General features: G+C 39.1%; 10 protein-coding genes. All 10 read left to right on the forward strand.

The annotated features are described in order from the left end of the window. The first annotated feature begins 5 nt into the window (after window positions 1-5). The 10 genes from ACYIAR_RS11040 to sov all read left to right on the forward strand — a co-directional run bounded on the left by ACYIAR_RS11040 (window position 6) and on the right by sov (window position 17,801). Window positions 6-863 (forward strand): enoyl-ACP reductase FabI, encoded by an 858-nt coding sequence (locus tag ACYIAR_RS11040; RefSeq protein WP_480329614.1) that lies wholly within the window; start codon window positions 6-8, stop codon window positions 861-863. Between the two features lie 167 nt (window positions 864-1,030). Continuing rightward, on the forward strand, window positions 1,031-1,642 hold the full coding sequence (locus tag ACYIAR_RS11045) for an L-threonylcarbamoyladenylate synthase (protein WP_480329615.1): 612 nt from the start codon (window positions 1,031-1,033) through the stop codon (window positions 1,640-1,642). 113 nt (window positions 1,643-1,755) lie between these two features. Next, the gene (locus ACYIAR_RS11050; protein ID WP_480329616.1) at window positions 1,756-2,634 is read left to right on the forward strand and encodes an endonuclease/exonuclease/phosphatase family protein; all 879 of its coding nucleotides are present in this window, start codon (window positions 1,756-1,758) and stop codon (window positions 2,632-2,634) included. Between the two features lie 310 nt (window positions 2,635-2,944). Then, the gene (locus tag ACYIAR_RS11055; RefSeq protein ID WP_480329617.1) at window positions 2,945-3,868 is read left to right on the forward strand and encodes a ribonuclease Z; all 924 of its coding nucleotides are present in this window, start codon (window positions 2,945-2,947) and stop codon (window positions 3,866-3,868) included. 265 nt (window positions 3,869-4,133) lie between these two features. Continuing rightward, window positions 4,134-4,457 carry a T9SS type A sorting domain-containing protein gene (locus tag ACYIAR_RS11060; protein WP_480329618.1) on the forward strand — a complete coding sequence of 108 codons (324 nt, stop codon included), beginning with the start codon at window positions 4,134-4,136 and terminating at the stop codon, window positions 4,455-4,457. Between the two features lie 517 nt (window positions 4,458-4,974). Beyond that, window positions 4,975-6,888, forward strand: coding sequence for a 1-deoxy-D-xylulose-5-phosphate synthase (dxs, locus tag ACYIAR_RS11065; protein ID WP_480329619.1), 1,914 nt, complete (start codon window positions 4,975-4,977; stop codon window positions 6,886-6,888). Between the two features lie 4 nt (window positions 6,889-6,892). Next, the gene (gene trkA / locus ACYIAR_RS11070) at window positions 6,893-8,230 is read left to right on the forward strand and encodes a Trk system potassium transporter TrkA (protein ID WP_480329620.1); all 1,338 of its coding nucleotides are present in this window, start codon (window positions 6,893-6,895) and stop codon (window positions 8,228-8,230) included. A gap of 6 nt (window positions 8,231-8,236) precedes the next feature. Next, window positions 8,237-9,691: a TrkH family potassium uptake protein gene (locus tag ACYIAR_RS11075; protein WP_480329621.1), complete on the forward strand. Its 1,455-nt coding sequence runs from the start codon at window positions 8,237-8,239 to the stop codon at window positions 9,689-9,691. An 89-nt stretch (window positions 9,692-9,780) separates the two neighbouring features. Next, entirely contained in the window at window positions 9,781-10,377 is a 597-nt protein-coding gene (gene ruvA / locus ACYIAR_RS11080) for a Holliday junction branch migration protein RuvA (RefSeq protein ID WP_480329622.1), read from the forward strand. Then, on the forward strand, window positions 10,374-17,801 hold the full coding sequence (gene sov / locus ACYIAR_RS11085) for a T9SS outer membrane translocon Sov/SprA (RefSeq protein ID WP_480333633.1): 7,428 nt from the start codon (window positions 10,374-10,376) through the stop codon (window positions 17,799-17,801). The genes ruvA and sov overlap by 4 nt, the downstream gene beginning before the upstream one ends. Window positions 17,802-17,809 lie beyond the last annotated feature (8 nt).

Raw genomic sequence — 17,809 nt, forward strand, 5'->3', positions numbered from 1 at the left:
TAAGTATGGGTCATAATTTATTGAAAGGCAAAAAAGGTATTATCTTCGGTGCTTTGAATGATATGTCTATTGCCTGGAAAGTGGCAGAAAAGGCAGTTGAAGAAGGTGCGGTTATCACTTTGAGTAATACACCAATGGCTGTCAGAATGGGTCAAGTTGACGAACTTGGCAAGAAACTTAACGCTGAAGTTATTCCTGCAGATGCAACAAGTGTTGAAGATCTTCAGACTGTATTTTCAAAGTCTGTGGAAATATTGGGCGGTCCGGTGGATTTCGTGCTCCACTCAATCGGTATGAGTCCAAATGTTCGCAAGAAACGCACATATGATGATTTGGACTATAACTTCCTTGAGAAGACATTAGATATTTCAGCTATTTCATTCCATAAGATGTTGCAGGTAGCTAAGAAACAGGATGCTATTGCTGAGTATGGTTCTGTTGTAGCTTTGAGTTATGTTGCTGCTCAGCGTACATTCTTTGGTTATAACGATATGGCTGATGCTAAGAGTTTGTTGGAATCAATTGCCCGTAGCTTTGGTTATATATATGGACGTGAAAAGAATGTTCGTATCAACACAATCTCTCAGTCTCCAACTCCAACTACTGCCGGTAACGGTGTGAAAGGTATGGAACACTTGATGGATTTTGCAAACAAGATGAGTCCGCTAGGCAACGCTACAGCTGACGAATGTGCTGACTATTGCGTAATGATGTTCTCAGACTTCACTCGCAAGGTGACTATGCAGAATCTTTATCACGATGGAGGTTTCTCAAGCATGGGTATGAGTTTGCGTGCTATGAACCAGTACAGCAAAGGAATGGAAGAATATACTGACGAGAACGGTCATATTATTTATGGCTAAACTTTTGAAAAATTAGTTGACTTGAAGATAAGTTGACAAGAAATAACAGGAAGAGCTTTGATAAGAATTGTAAAATTCTTTCCGAAGCTCTTTCTTTTTTATGTAATTAATGTTTAATAGATGTCCGCTTCTTTATAACTTTGCCACAACAATAAAAATACACTGCAATGTTTCTTAAGATTTATCCGGAAAATCCGAATCCCCGTGAAATATCCAAGGTGATTGATACTTTGAGAGACGGAGGACTGATTGTTTATCCTACTGATACAGTTTATGCTATAGGTTGTGATGCTCTGAATGTTCGTGCAGTTGAACGTATTTGCCGAATGAAGGGTGTGAATCCTCAGAAGAGCAACTTGTCTATTATTTGTTATGATTTATCCAATCTGAGTGAATATGCCAAAGTAAGCAATTCTGCATTCAAACTGATGAAGAAGAATTTGCCTGGTGCATTTACATTTATTCTGCCTACAAGCTCAGAGTTGCCTAAGATTTATAAAAACAGAAAAGAAGTTGGTATAAGAGTTCCGGATAATAATATCGCCAGAACAATTGTTGCAGAGTTGGGAAATCCTATTCTTACTATGTCTATTCATGATGAAGATGATGACGTGTTGGAATATTCAACTGACCCAGAATTGATTTATGAGAAATATGGTAATTCTGTAGATCTGGTTATTGACGGAGGTTATGGTGGAATTGAACCGTCTACTGTAGTTGACTGTACAACCGATGATTTCGATGTAGTGCGTCAGGGGAAAGGAGAATTGGTTATTTGATTATTGATGTATGGGAATATTTTTTAGTAGTCAAGTAGTCAATTTACTAGTGCTTATTCCTTGTAGCCTTATCAACTCAAAAACTAACAAACTCAAAAACTCAAATTATATTTATGAAAAAGTTTCTTTTAATGGCTTTGACAGTTGCATTCTGCAGCTGTTCAGGTAACAAAAAGCAGGCAACTCCGGAAGTTGCAGATGAAAAGGCTCATATAGAATGGGCTACATTTAATATCCGTCTTAATACAGATGCAGACAGTTTGAACAGCTGGAAGTACAGAAAAGACAACGTCTGCAAGTATATTTTGGACAAAAAAATGGATATTGTCGGAATGCAGGAAGTTTTGCAGAATCAGATGGATGATCTTAAAGCCGGTTTACCAGGTTATGCAGCAATCGGTGTTGCTCGTGAAGACGGAAAAACTAAAGGTGAATATTCTGCTATATTCTACAGAACAGATAAATTCGAGGTTTTGGATAGCAACACATTCTGGCTTTCACAATATCCGGACAGTGTAGGTTTCATCGGTTGGGATGGAGCTTGTACTAGAATCGCAACTTGGGGAAAGTTCAAGGATAAAAAGACTGGAAAAATATTTATGGGTGTGAACACTCATTTTGACCATGTCGGTGTTGAAGCTCGTAAAAATGGTGCATTACTTATCATACAGCGTATAAAAGAAATCGTTGGTGACCAGCCAGCTGTTCTTACAGGTGATTTTAATGTTTCAGATTCTTCAGATGCATATCAGACTTTGACAACAAACGAATTTGTGTTGAAGGATGCTCATAAGATTGCTGATAAAGTTTCTGGTCCGGCTTATACTTTCCATGATTTTGGTCGTTTGGCTACAGACAAACGTGAGAAGATTGATTTCATTTTCGTCACTCCTCAGATTCATGTGATTAGTTCTGAAATTGCTCAGGAAGCAGAAGGTCCAACAGGATATTTGAGCGATCATAATCCTCAAATTGTTTCATTGGAGTTTTAATGACAATTGTTGAAAAACTTGTTGAAAACTCAGTTGAAAACCTGGTTTTATTAACTACATGTATAAAAAAAGGAAACGGCGAAGCTCGCGCTTGGCCGTTTCTACATTTAACCGTTTTAAACAAAAAGAAAAAGTAAGTTAAGGTCGTATTCAACTTAATTTTATGCTTCACTTGTGATGTGATAGCGAACAAAATTAAACATTTCCTTCTTAATGAATAAGTGAATTGTTTCCTTTTTAATATTTTTTAGCAAATGACGTTTTGGTCTGTTTAGCTTTTTATATTTAGAAGAAGACTGGAAGTATTTTTATGGCAGATTTTAGTATAAATATTTTAGGTTGCGGTTCGGCTTTGCCAACAACTAGGCATTTGCCAACATCTCAGGTTGTCGATCTCAGGGATAAGTTGTATATGATAGACTGCGGTGAAGGAACTCAATTGCAAATGCGTAGAATGAGAGTTAAGTTCAGCCGGTTGATGCATATTTTCATATCCCATGCTCATGGCGATCATTGTTTTGGATTGCCTGGATTAGTTTCAACATTGGGAATGCTAGGGCGAAATGGAGATTTGTTTATACACGGACCTGCAGAACTTGAAACCTATATTAATTCTTTTCTGGAGTTTTTCTGTCAAGGACTGCCTTTCAATGTGGTGTTTAATCCGATAGATACTTCTAAATATTCATTGGTGATGGAAGACCGTTCAGTGTCAGTTTATTCTATTCCGTTAAAGCATCGTGTAAATTGTTGTGGATATTTATTTGTTGAAAAGCCCAAGGAAGCACATATTATAAAAGACATGATTGACTTCTATAATGTTCCTGTAAGGGAAATTCAGTATATAAAAAAAGGAGCTGATTTTATAACACCTGACGGAGAAGTGATTCTCAATTCACGTTTAACCAAGCCAGCGGCACCTCCTAAAAAGTATGCTTATTGTTCGGATACTGCATTCTTGCCGGAAATAGTACAATGGATAAAAAATGTAGATTTACTTTATCATGAGGCTACATTTGTTGAGGCTGATGCTGCACGAGCAAAAGAAACTTATCATTCAACAGCTCGTCAGGCGGCAGAAATAGCAAAACGTGCGGGTGTGAAGAAACTTATTATCGGACATTATTCTGCCCGTTATGAATCTATTGATGTATTGCAGAAAGAAGCAGCAGAAGTTTTCCCTTCTGTGCAGGCTGTAAATGAGGGAATGATATTTGATTTGACAAAGATTTAAGTTATATGGTATTTGGCTTTGCAGACAAAATCAAAAACAAATTTTTATTTTGTTCTGCACTCGCCTTTCGTTATATTTTGATAATATAGGATACGGCTCGGCATATCAAAATAAAAAACAAGTTTTTTATTTTGTTCTGCACTCGCCTTTCGCTATATTTTGATAATATAGGATACGGCTCGGCATACCAAAATCAAAAACAAGTTTTTTATTTTGTTCTGCACTCGCCTTTCACTATATTTGTAGTCGATAAGAATATGTCTTGATGAAGCGCTTACTGTTCAACATATTTATGATTATGTTTTTGTCTGCCTTAACCCTTCAGGCTCAGTCTGGAAGTAAGTCAGGCACAGACTCTCATTTGTCTTATCATGAAGAAAAACCGGCTATTGAAATAATTGTTTATGACAACACTGTGAAGGTTGCAAATGCCCCTGTTGGTAGTTTTTTGGAAATATATAGTGTTGTTGGTATAAAAGTAAAAGAAATAGAAATGAAGCAGCCTTCAGGCGAATACTACATTAATCTGGCAAAAGGCTATTATATAATCCGTATAGCAGACACGGTAAGGAAAATTGCTTTGAGATAATCTGTTTTGCGGGATTTCTTTCCTTTATTAATTCCCCCTTTTCAAAAAATTACATTTTACTTTTGGATTAAAAATCTCTTTGTTTTTGACATTTTGATATCTAACTTATCGCTTGAAAATTTATATAAAACATTAAGTAAATTTCTTTCGGAAGTAATCAGAATTGTATCCGTATGTAATTGAATTTTCTTTCGGAAGTAATTAGTTTTTCTTTCGAAAGGAATTACGCTTTCCTTCCGAAGGAAAACAGCAAAAATGTATAAAATCACCAGAAAATAAGAATACCTGGAAAAATTTTTTGTCAAAATGTAAGTTGGAACCTTCTATTACTCCAGTGTAATATATAAGAAAAACTTTTATTTGGTTATCTTTGCAAATTGACTTTGTCGTTTTTCTTTGTTTTTCTGTTGTTGGAGAAACAAAGATGGCATTTATGAATAAATGCTTATAATATTCCTCTGCATAAAACCGTTGAGGAATAAACTAATTCATTATTTTTGTAAAAAAAGAACACGATATGGCCGAATATAAAGAAGAACATTTGTTAGATAACATCAACAATCCAGGAGACTTGAGACAGCTTCCTACGGATATATTGCCTGAAGTCTGCAATGAATTGCGGCAATATATAATTGATGTCTTGTCCGAAAATCCCGGACATCTTGGTGCCAGCTTGGGTACTGTGGAACTAACAGTGGCTCTGCATTATGTTTTTAATACGCCTTATGACAGAATCGTGTGGGATGTCGGACATCAGGCATATGGACATAAAATTTTGACAGGAAGACGCGAAGCTTTTCATACTCTTAGGAAATTTCACGGAATAAGTGGTTTCCCAAATCCTTTCGAAAGCGAGTATGATGCCTTTATTGCCGGACATGCTTCCAATTCAATTTCTGCGGCTATGGGAATTTCTGTTGCTTCAGCTTTGAAAAAGGAGGAAAACAGACATGTTATTGCAGTGATTGGAGATGGCGCAATGACGGGTGGTCTGGCTTTTGAAGGTTTGAACAATGCTTCGGTGAATCCTAATAATCTTCTGATTATATTGAACGACAATAATATGGCGATTGACCATAATGTTGGTGGTTTGAGCCAGTATCTTGTTGACATAACAACCAGTCAGGCATATAACAAAATGCGTTACGACGTTTATAAAGGTTTGAAAAAAATAAAACTTATAAACGACGGACGACGTGACAATATATTGCGTTTTAACAATAGTCTGAAAGCGTTGCTTACGCAGCAGCATAATTTGTTTGAAGGCTTTAGCATAAGATATTTCGGACCGGTTGACGGACACGATGTTGAATATCTTGTAAAGCTTTTGAATGATATAAAGGATTTGAAAGGTCCTAAGTTGTTGCATATCAAAACAAAGAAAGGAAAAGGTTTCAAACCAGCCGAAGAATCAGCTACAGAATGGCATGCTCCGGGAAAATTTGATAAAGAAACCGGAAAAAGAATAATAGCACGTTCTATAGATGAACCTCAGTTGTATCAGGATGTGTTTGGCCATACTCTTGTGGAGCTAGCTGAAAATGATGAACGTATTGTTGGTGTAACTCCGGCTATGCCAACCGGATGCTCAATGACGTATATGATGAAAGAGTTTCCAGACCGTGCCTTTGATGTAGGTATTGCTGAAGGACATGCCGTTACATTTTCAGCTGGATTGGCTAAGGAGGGAATGATACCTTTCTGCAATATTTATTCTTCATTTATGCAGCGTGCATATGATATGGTTATACATGATGTCGCGCTTCAGAATCTTCATGTAATCATGTGTCTGGACCGTGCAGGTCTTGTTGGTGAAGACGGAGCGACTCACCATGGTGTGTTTGACCTTGCGTATATGCGTCCGATACCTAACCTGACAATAGCTTCTCCGCTAAACGAATGTGATTTGAGGAACCTGATGTTTACTGCATATTCTGCGCAGAATGGTCCTTTTGTTATTCGTTATCCACGTGGTAAAGGCGAAAAACGCAATTGGCGTACGCCTCTTGAAGTTCTTCCTATAGGAAAAGGTCAGAAACTTAAGGATGGAGAAGATGTTGCTGTTCTTTCATTAGGTCCTATTGGAAATGAAGTTACAAAGGCTATATCTTTGCTGGATGCGGAAAATATCTCCGTTGCCCATTATGATATGATTTATCTTAAGCCTTTGGATGAGGCGCTTTTACACGAAGTCGGCAAGAAGTTCCGAAAGGTTATTACCGTTGAGAATGGAGTGATAAACGGTGGCTTTGGTAGTGCTGTCCTGGAATTTATGGCGGATAATGGTTATACGCCTCAGATTCGCAGAATAGGAATTCCGGACCGTTTCATCGAACATGGAACAATTCCAGAATTATATCGTCTGTGTGGTATGGATGCCGAAGGAATTTCAGCACAGATAAAAGACATACTAACTCAAAAACTTGAATAAACTTATGAAAGTCATTATAGCAGGTGCTGGAGAAGTCGGTACCCACTTAGCAAAATTGTTATCGCAGGAGAATCAGGATATAGTTCTGATGGACCCAAACGAAGAGCGTTTGAATTTCACCCATGCCGGAATGGAAATATTACCGATGGTTGGAAACCCTACATGTCTTCAGGATTTGGAAGAAGCCGGAATTAAGAAGGCTGATTTGTTCATAAGCGTAACTCCGGAGGAAACTACAAATATAACGTCTTGTATATTGGCTCATAAACTTGGTGCACACAAGACATTTGCCCGTATAAACAATTACGAATATTTGAAGCCTAAGAACAAAGAACTGTTCGAGAATATGGGAATCAATTTTATGATTTACCCTGAAATGCTTGCGGCAAAGGAAATTGTTACGGCAATTCGTCGTCCGTGGACTCGCCAGTATTGGGAATTGTTTGATGGAGCATTGATTCTTATCGGAGTGAAGGTGCGCGACAATGCACGTATTGTAAATATGCAGCTCTCAGAATTGCTAAGTGAAGACAAGCTTTTCCATATTGTGGCAATTAAGAGGAGAAATGAAACTATAATTCCGGGTGGTAGCGACAAGGTAGAATCTGGAGATTTACTTTTCTTTACTACAACTAAGGAACATATCGAAGAAGTACGTTTGCTTGCCGGCAAGGAAGATCCAGAGGTAAAGAAAATAATAATAATGGGCGGTAGCCGTATTGCTATACGTACAAGTCAGTATCTACCTAATAATATCCGAATAAAAATTATAGAAACGGATAAGGAGAAAAGTTACAGAATAGCGGAAAAAGTTCCAGGAAATGTACTTATTATCAATGGTGATGGACGTGACACTGAGTTGCTTAAGCAGGAAAGTATTCATGATGCGCAGGCATTTATAGCTCTTACAGATAACTCCAGCACAAACATTTTGGCTTGCTTAGCTGCTAAAAGAATGGGTGTGTTCAAAACTATTGCAAAAATTGAGAATATAGACTACATACCTCTTGCAGAGAGTATGGATATAGGTACAGTTATCAACAAAAAATTGATAGCGGCAAGCCATATTTATCAGTTCTTGCTTGATGCAGACGTTTCAAATGTAAAATGCCTAACTTTTGCCAATGCTGATGTGGCAGAATTGGTTGCACGTCCTAATTCACGAATAACACGTAAACCTGTACGTGAACTTGGTTTGCCGAAGGATATGACATTGGGAGGATTGATTAGAAATGGAGTTCCTATGATGATTGACGGTGATACACAGATACAGGCATATGACCATGTTGTTGTGTTCTGTCTTGACACTGCTATGCGTAAACTGGAGAATTATTTTAATTAATCTGTCATGCTGAACGTTCGTTTCATATTCAAGATGTTGGGAATAATGTTTGTTCTTGAAACATTGTTCATGCTGGCAGCTACAGCTGTCGCTTTTATTTATAAGGGTGATGATTTCCGACCTTTGGCCTTGTCTTCCGGAATACTACTTTTAGTTGGTTTTTTGCTTTATGCTATAGGTTTTAAGGCTAACGAACATACTGCAGGTCGTCGCGAAGGTATGCTTACGGTTACACTTACTTGGGTATTGTTCTCGTTTTTTGGAATGTTACCATTTTATTTAGGTGGATATATCGATAATATTACTGATGCATATTTTGAGACGATGTCAGGTTTCACGACAACTGGCTCTACTATTCTTACAAATATAGAAGCTTTGCCTGAAGGAATATTGTTTTGGAGAAGTCTTACTCAGTGGCAAGGCGGTATTGGAATGATTGTCTTTACAGTTGCTTTGATGCCTATTTTTGGAGGTGGTGCTTCTCAGATGTTTGATGCAGAAACTCCTGGTATAACACATGAGCGTTTTCGTCCGCGTATTGCTCAGGTCGCAAAACGATTGTGGGGTGTATATCTTTTTCTTACCATATTGTTGGCATTTCTTTTATGGCTTGGACCGATGGATGTTTATGATGCTGTGAATCACAGTATGACTTGTATGTCAACAGGTGGATATTCTACAAAAAATGCAAGTATTGCACATTGGAATTCACCATATATAGAATATATTATTTCGATATTCATGTGTATTGGGGCGACAAACATGACTCTTATCTACTTCTTTATGAATGGTAAAGTCATGAAGCTTTTGAAGGATGAAGAAACAATATGGTTTTATGCCATTGTTGTATTAGCTGTTGCAGTAACATTTATATGGATATATTTTAATGGAATTGTGACAGATGTTGAATTAGCTTTCCGTCAGGCATTTTTCCAGGTGACATCGATAATATCTACTTGTGGTTTTGCAACGGCGGACTATATACCTTGGGGGCCATTCTTCTGGATGTTTGCATTGCTGCTAATGATGATATGTGGCTGTGCCGGTTCAACAAGCGGAGGTTTGAAAACAGGACGAGTTGCAATATTGGTGAAAAACCTGTTCAATGAGTTCAAGAAGCAGACACATCCGCATGCAATTATTCCTGTACGAATGAATGGAAGAGTGATATCTTCCGAGCTTGTTCATAGAGTGTTGGCTTTTGCTTTTATTTATGTCGGTCTGATGATGTTTACCAGCTTTATTCTTCTTGCTGACGGAGTCGGATTTGAGGAAGCTTTAGGAGCAAGTGTTTCGGCTGTAAGTAATACAGGTCCTGGTTTGGGAAGTTGCGGACCGGTTTATAATTTTTCTGAATTACCCGATTTGTCCAAGTGGGTGTTGAGTTTTGCTATGATGACCGGACGTTTGGAACTATTCACTGTTCTAACAATACTGCTGCCTGGTTTCTGGAAGCAATAATGTTAATATAAGCCAATTAATATTAATGCAATATACGTAAAGTGTAATCTTTGCGTTATCAGATAAGCAGGTTTTGCTTAATTATTACTATGATTGAATATATAAAAGGTGATATAGATGAAATCACTCCGGCTAGAATGGTCTTGGAGTGTAATGGGATTGGTTATGAGATATTCATATCTCTGAATACATATTCAAAGCTTCAAAGAGATAAGTCAGCAAAAATATATATATACGAAGTTATACGTGAGGATACACATATCCTTTATGGATTTGCTGATAAGGATGAAAGAGTATGCTTTGTTGCATTGATTGGTGTTTCGGGAGTCGGACCCAATACAGCACGTATGATTCTTTCTGCATTGACACCTTCTCAATTGATGCAGGTGTTTGCCGAGGATGATGTAAGGGCTCTTACTGCAGTAAAAGGAATTGGGCTTAAAACAGCTCAGCGTGTTTTGGTTGACTTGAAGAATAAACTTACTTTGGAAGTTGCTGAAAGCCGTGGTTCTGCAGCAGTTGAAGTCGGAACGTCACGCTCTGTTGTGGCAGAAGAGGCTGTTGCAGCTTTGGTTATGCTTGGATTTCAGAAACAGGCAGCACAAAAAACTGTTTCTGCTTTACTTAAAAAACAGCCTGATATGAAAGTTGAAGGTGTTATTAAGGAGGCTCTCAAATGTCTATGATTTATCGTAAGAGATATTCATTTATTTTATTATTTCTTCTTCTTGCTGGTGCAGTAGCTGCATTGCAGGGCGACAAGGCTTTGGATTTTTCATTGCCTGAGGCTTTGTATGCTCCGTTGGAGCAAGACCAGGATACGGTGGCTCGTTTTCCTGTAGCTAAAACTTTGCCTGAGGGTTATGAGGATTTGATTTCCAAACATCCTGCGGATTTGAAATCTCCTGAAAATATTACTACAACTATTGAATACGATTTACGTTCCGGAGCATATATCGTAAAAACCAAGCTTGGGGATATGGTTCTGGGAACTCCTATGGTGCTTACTCCTGAAGAATATATGGAGTATAGCCAAGTTCAGTCGCTAAATAGTTATTTCAGACAGAAGAATGCCGAGGAATATGAGAAAGAGGTAAACAAGAAATTCAATCTTACCGATATGCAGTTCAATATCGGTGCGGCAGAGAAGGTGTTTGGTCCAGGTGGTGTAAGAGTGAAAACCCAAGGAACAGCCGAGGTTTCTCTTGGACTTAAGAACACGACAACTAATAATCCTTCGTTGCCGGAACGTGCCCGCAGCCGAACTTTCTTTAATTTCGATGAAACTGTTCAGCTTAATGTTCAGGCTCAGGTTGGTACGAAGGTTAATTTCGGTATGAACTATAATACTGAAACTTCTTTCGACTTTGACTCAAAACAGCTGAAATTGGCATATACCGGTGAGGAAGATGAAATTATAAAGAATATTGAAGCCGGTAATGTGAGTATGACAACTAGCAACTCATTGATTAATGGTGGTGCTGCGTTGTTCGGTATGAAAGCAGATTTGCAGTTTGGTAAGTTGCGTGTGAACACTCTTTTTGCACAGCAGGAGTCTGAATCCAAGACTGTAAACTCTCAAGGTGGTGTGCAAACTCAACCGTTCGAAATTACTGTTGACCAATATGATGAGAATCGTCATTTTTTCCTTTCATATTATTTCCGTGACAAATTTGATGCGGCAATGCAGACATTGCCGTTGGTAAATTCTGCTGTTATTATTAACAGGGTTGAAGTTTGGGTTACCAATAAACAGGGAAATTATGATCAGGCACGTAATATTGTTGCTTTCTCGGATTTGGCAGAACGTGACCATATCTCAAATCCGATGTTTTCTCCTTCAGGCACATCTCAATATCCCAATAATGAAGCGAATACTTTATATAGGACAATAGTTAATAATTATCCTGATGCGCGTGATGTAAGTAAAGTTACTCAAGCATTAGGCTCTGTTCTAGAAGGTGGACGTGACTTTGAGAAAGTGGAAAGTGCGCGTAAGTTGAATGAATCGGAATATACTCTTAATGAGAAACTGGGATATATCTCGTTGAAAACTCAACTTCAAGCGGACGAAGTTCTGGCTGTTGCTTTTGAATTTACAGCCGGCGGACAAGTTTTCCAGGTTGGTGAATTTTCAACTGATAATTCAGAGAATACAACATCATGTTTGTATTTGAAATTGCTTAAGGGTACAAACATGTCTCCATCGATGCCTTTTTGGGATTTGATGATGAAGAATGTTTATTCACTTGGCGCTTATTCCGTACAAAAGGAGAAATTCCGTATGGATATTATGTATCAGAGCGATACAACAGGTACTTATGTGAATTATCTTTCTGAAGGAAATGTAAAGGATGAAATTCTTCTGAGAGTTATGAACCTTGACCGTTTGGACTCAAAAGATGAGGCTTATCCGGATGGATTCTTCGACTTTGTTGATGGTTATACAATCCTCTCAGAAAATGGTAAGATTATTTTCCCGGTTGTTGAACCGTTCGGTGAACATTTGAGAAAGAAAATCGGTAATGATGCTATTGTTGATAAATATGTGTATCAGGAGTTGTATGACTCAACATTGACTTATGCTCGTCAGATTGCAGAGAAGAACAAGTTCCTTCTTCGTGGTGAGTACAAGGCTTCATCCGGTGCGGAGATTGTTCTTGGTGCTACCAATGTGGCTCGTGGTTCGGTTAAGGTGACAGCGGGAGGTGCTACTCTTACTGAAAATGTCGATTATACGGTTGACTATGCTTCTGGTATCGTAACCATTTTGAATGAAAGTATCATTTCCAGTGGAACTCCGGTCAGTGTATCTTTAGAGAATCAGTCAACGTACAGTATGCAACGAAAGACAGTTATGGGTGTGGATTTGAATTATCAGTTCAATCCAAACTTCAACATGGGTGCAACCATAATGCATATGTCTGAAATGCCTATGACAACGAAGACTGTGATGGGAGACGAATCCGTAAAGAATACTCTTTGGGGTATGAATGCTTCATATAAAGGTGAAAGTCAGTGGCTGACAAATATGTTGGATAAGCTGCCTTTACTTACTCTTACTAAGCCAAGCCAGATTGCTTTCAATGCAGAATTTGCTCAGCTTATTGCAGGACATTATGAAAATAAATATACCGGAGAATATTCTTATCTGGATGATTTCGAGTCAACTCAAAGCAGCTTTGACTTGCTGAATCCGTATGCTTGGATGCTTGCAAGTACTCCATATGAAGATGGAGCTGGCGCTCGTTTCCCTGAAGCCTCAAAAGTAAATGATGTTACGTATGGACATAACCGTTCTTTGTTGGCTTGGTACACTATTGACGGTATCTTTACAAGACGAAATTCACGCTCTTTGCCATCTCATATTACAAAGGATGACCTCTCAAACCATTATGTACGTGCCGTACAGATGGAAGAACTTTTCCCTAACAGAGAGCAGATGTATAATGAGGACAACCTTTTGTCTGTCCTGAATGTGGCATATTATCCGACAGAACGTGGTCCGTATAACCTGGATGCTGACCGTGTTAATTCCGACGGTACATTGCAGGAGCCGGAAAAACGCTGGGGTGGTATGATGCGTAAGATGGATCAGGTGGATTTTGAGACAGCAAATATCGAATATATTGAGTTCTGGCTTTTGGACCCGTTTATCTATAATACAGCTTCTTCCGGTGGTGATTTGTATTTCAACCTTGGTGATGTATCGGAAGATGTATTGAAGGATGAGAAGAAATTCTTCGAAAACGGTTTGCCTGTTGATGGCGATATGAGTCGTGTTGATACAACAGTTTGGGGTAAAGTTCCTACACAGCAGAGCACTGTTTACGCATTCGATAATACGGCAGGAGCTCGTGAACTTCAGGATGTTGGTTTGAATGGTTTATCTTCAGCAGAAGAAAAGGAATTCCCTGCATATAAGGAGTTCATTGAAAAATTGAGACCGAAGTTGTCTGCTGATGTTATTCAGAAGATGGAAGCAGACCCGCTGTCTGTTATCAACAACCCGTCAGGTGATAAATTCCACTATTTCCGTGGTTCAGATTATGACGAAAAGCAGTTAAGCATATTGGAACGCTACAAACGTTACAACGGAACTGAAGGTAACTCACAGGAATCTGTTGAGGCATATAGCACAGCTGCAAAAACAGTTCCGGATGTTGAAGACTTGAATCAGGATAATACTCTTAACGAAAACGAAAAGTATTATGAATATCGAGTTTCTATCCGTCCTTCTGATATGAAAGTCGGAATGAATTATATTATTAATCAGCAGACTTCAACAGTACGTTTGGAAAATGGTACAACTGAAACTGTCAACTGGTATCAGTTCAAGATACCTATCAAGCAATACGAACGCAAGATTGGTTCAATCAACGACTTTAAATCTATGCGTTTCCTCAGAATGTATATGACAGGATTTAAAGATTCAACTGTTTTACGTTTCGGTTCGTTTGAACTTGTAAGAGGTGACTGGCGTACTTATGAACGTACACTTATGCCGGCAGATGCAGCTCCTGCAGCTGAGGCTACATTGGAAGTATCAACAGTTAATATTGAAGAGAATGCAGATAAAACACCGGTCAACTACGTGTTGCCTCCGGGCGTAACTCGTATGCGCGACCCGAGTCAGCCGCAGCTTCGTCAGCAGAACGAGCAGGCACTTTCTTTGAAAGTGACAAATTTGGCAGCGAGAGATGCACGTGCTGTATATAAGAGTACTAATTATGATATGCGTCAGTATGGCCGTTTGCAGCTCTTTACTCACGCAGAATCTTTCATAAATGACGTTACAGGACTTTCTGCCGGCGATTTGTCTGTGTTTATCCGTTTGGGTTCTGACTATACAAATAACTATTATGAATATTCAGTGCCATTGAGACTAACTCCTCACGGAAAGTATTCATCAGATAATTCGTCTGACCAGGAAACTGTTTGGCCGGAAGAGAATATGATTAATGTCGCATTTGAGCGTCTTACAGATCTGAAGTTGAACCGAAATAAGAAGAAGCGTACTGGTGAAAGCGGAATAACATTCCAGACTGTTTATTCCGAACCGGACCCGGACAACACACGCAACACTATTTCAATCATCGGTAATCCTTCTTTGGCAGAAGTGAAGATTATTATGATTGGTGTCCGCAACAACTCTAAAGACATAAAGAGTGCGGAAGTTTGGGTGAACGAGTTGCGTCTTACTGATTTCAACGAAGAGGGCGGATGGGCAGCCAATGCCAATCTGAATATGGTATTGTCGGACCTTGGTTCTGTTAATATGGCGGGACGTATTGAAACTGCCGGTTTCGGTGCGCTTGACCAGTCTGTAAGCGAACGCCGCCTTGACGATTACACTCAATACAGTGTTTCGACTTCATTGGAACTTGGAAAGTTCTTCCCGGAAAAGGCTAAAGTAAGTATTCCGTTCTATTATGCTTATTCTAACGAGACAACAACTCCTAAGTATAATCCGTTGGATAAGGATATAGAACTGAAAGACGCTTTGGATAATGCTTCGACTAAGGCAGAGAAGGATTCAATTAAGGAGCAGTCCATCACACGAACAACAATCAAGAGCGTTTCGTTCAATAATGTTAAGGTGGATGTGAAGAGTAAGAATCCTATGCCTTACGACCCGGCAAACTTCACTTTGGGATATTCTTATAGTGAGAACAATTTCAAGAATCCGGAAACATCTTACGAAACAACTAAAAACTATAACGGTAATTTTGCTTACTCATACACTCCGTATGTTAAGCCGTTCAAACCGTTTGGAAAGATGAAAAAGAGCACAGGTGCCAACAAATATCTGAAACAGCTGGCATTTAATTATGTGCCTTCTAACATCAGTTTCCAGACTGCTATGTTGAGGAATTATTATGAAATACAGCTTAGAGACCTTACAAACGGAGGAAACAATAAGATTCCGGTTTCATTCAGCCAGGAATTCTATTGGGACCGTGCTTTCAGTTTACGCTGGGATTTCACCAACAACCTCAGTATGCAGTTTACTTCGGGAACAAATGCACGTATTGAGGAACCTCATGTGCAGGTGAATAAAGAATTGAATCCGGACCAGTATCAGGTATGGAAAGATTCAGTAAAGCAGAGTATCCGTGATTTGGGTAAACCTATGAAATACGACCAGCAATTCAATGTAACCTGGAATATGCCTTTCCAGCAGATTCCTGTGCTTGATTGGGTCAATAGTTCTGCTACATATAATGCTTCATATAATTGGGACCGCGGAGCTCAGATTGAAGGAGATGTTCAGATTGGTAATACAATCAAGAACCAGCGTCAGCTTAACTGGCAAGGTGCTTTCAATCTTCAGACACTTTATAACAAAAGTCCGTATCTGAAGAAAATAAACCAGAAGTTCAATGCTTCGTCACGAACAAATTCGCGTAACAATAGAAATAAGAAAGAGCAGGAGAAGAAAAAGAAGCAGGTAAAACTCGAAAAGGAAATCACTTTGAGTATGGACAGCAATGTGGTTGTTCAGCACGGAATGTTCACTAAGAAAGTACATATCGTGGCAAAAGGTGCGAACGGAAAGACTTATAAGATTAAATATAAGCCTTTGAACTATGCGCAGGTAGAGATAACAACCCGTGATACGGCTCATCTTAAGCTTACGATATATCCGGGACCGTCCGAAACTGAAGATAGAATGAATAAGATTCTTGAGCACAGCTCTCGCTTCTTGATGATGTTGCGCCGTGTCAATGTTCAGTATTCGTTGACCGACGGAATGATGTTGCCTGGCTTCCTTCCTGAAGTTGGAGATATTTTCGGACAGACACGTTCATCAATAGGAATGGCTCCTGGTTTGGGCTTTGCCTTCGGCGGTGTAAGCAAGAGATATATTGAAGAGGCTGATGAGAAAGGATGGCTGATTAAGAACAGCGAAACAAATATCAACCCAGCAATTATCAACAGTACAAAGAATCTTAATATCCGAGCTAATCTCGAGCCGATAAGCGGTCTTAAAATTGACCTTACAGCTAATAGAGTTGACACTCGTAATACAGAGATTCAATATATGTATGAAGGTTCTCCGGAAGTCCTCGGCGGAAGTTTCACTATGACTACGATAGCTTTGGGTAGCGCTTTCGGTAGCACAGGAAATGCAGGAAACAACTACGCATCTAAAGTTTTCGATACATTCCTTGCAAACCGTGAAGTAATAGCTTCTCGCCTCGAAGCTGTATATGCCGGAACATCATATCCTGGAACAGGATTCATGTCCGGAAGTCCGTTTGCCGGTCAGCCATATAACCCGAATAACGGAAAGGTCAGTTTGAACTCTGCCGATGTCCTTATTCCAGCTTTCATTGCTGCCTATACAGGAAAGAATCCGTCGAAAGTCGGACTTACTCCATTCCCGTCTGTTAAGAGTCTGCTTCCGAACTGGAATGTTACATACAACGGTTTGATGAAGATTCCGGCTATACAGAAATACTTCAAGACAATGAATCTTCTTCATCAGTATAGATGTACATACAGCGTCGGTTCATTCTCTTCTTTCCTTAACTGGGTTGATGCAGGACAGGATGGTTTGGGATATATACGTGATGTACTTACCGGAAATCCAACTCCTTCTTCTCCTTACGACATTTCAGCCGTAAGCATAACAGAAGGATTCAGTCCGTTGTTTGGTGTTGATGCAACTATGCTCAACAATATTACAGGTAAAGTGGAATATCGCAAGACAAGAAACTTGAATCTCAACATCTCTTCTTACCAGATTGTTGAGTCTCTTTCAAACGAGTTTGTTGTTGGTATCGGATATAAATATACTGAGTTCAACAAAGTGCTTGGAATGAAAAAAACGGCTAATTTCAGCAATGACCTTACAGTTCGTCTCGACTTCTCTTATCGCAAGATGCAGTCGCTTATCCGTAAGATTGAAGACAAGCTTACTCAGGCAACAAGTGGAAATGTAGCCAAGACAATTCAGTTCTCTGCCGATTATGGTTTGAGCCGTGCTCTCACAGTTCGTGCTTTCTATGATTTGCAGATTAACAAGCCTTTGGTTTCAAGTGCGTCTTATCCGACTTCAAACAGTAATTATGGTATTAGCTTGAGATTCTCATTGGCGCAGTAGGAGAGAAG

This window comes from Parabacteroides sp. KHUB-01 (assembly GCF_056640935.1).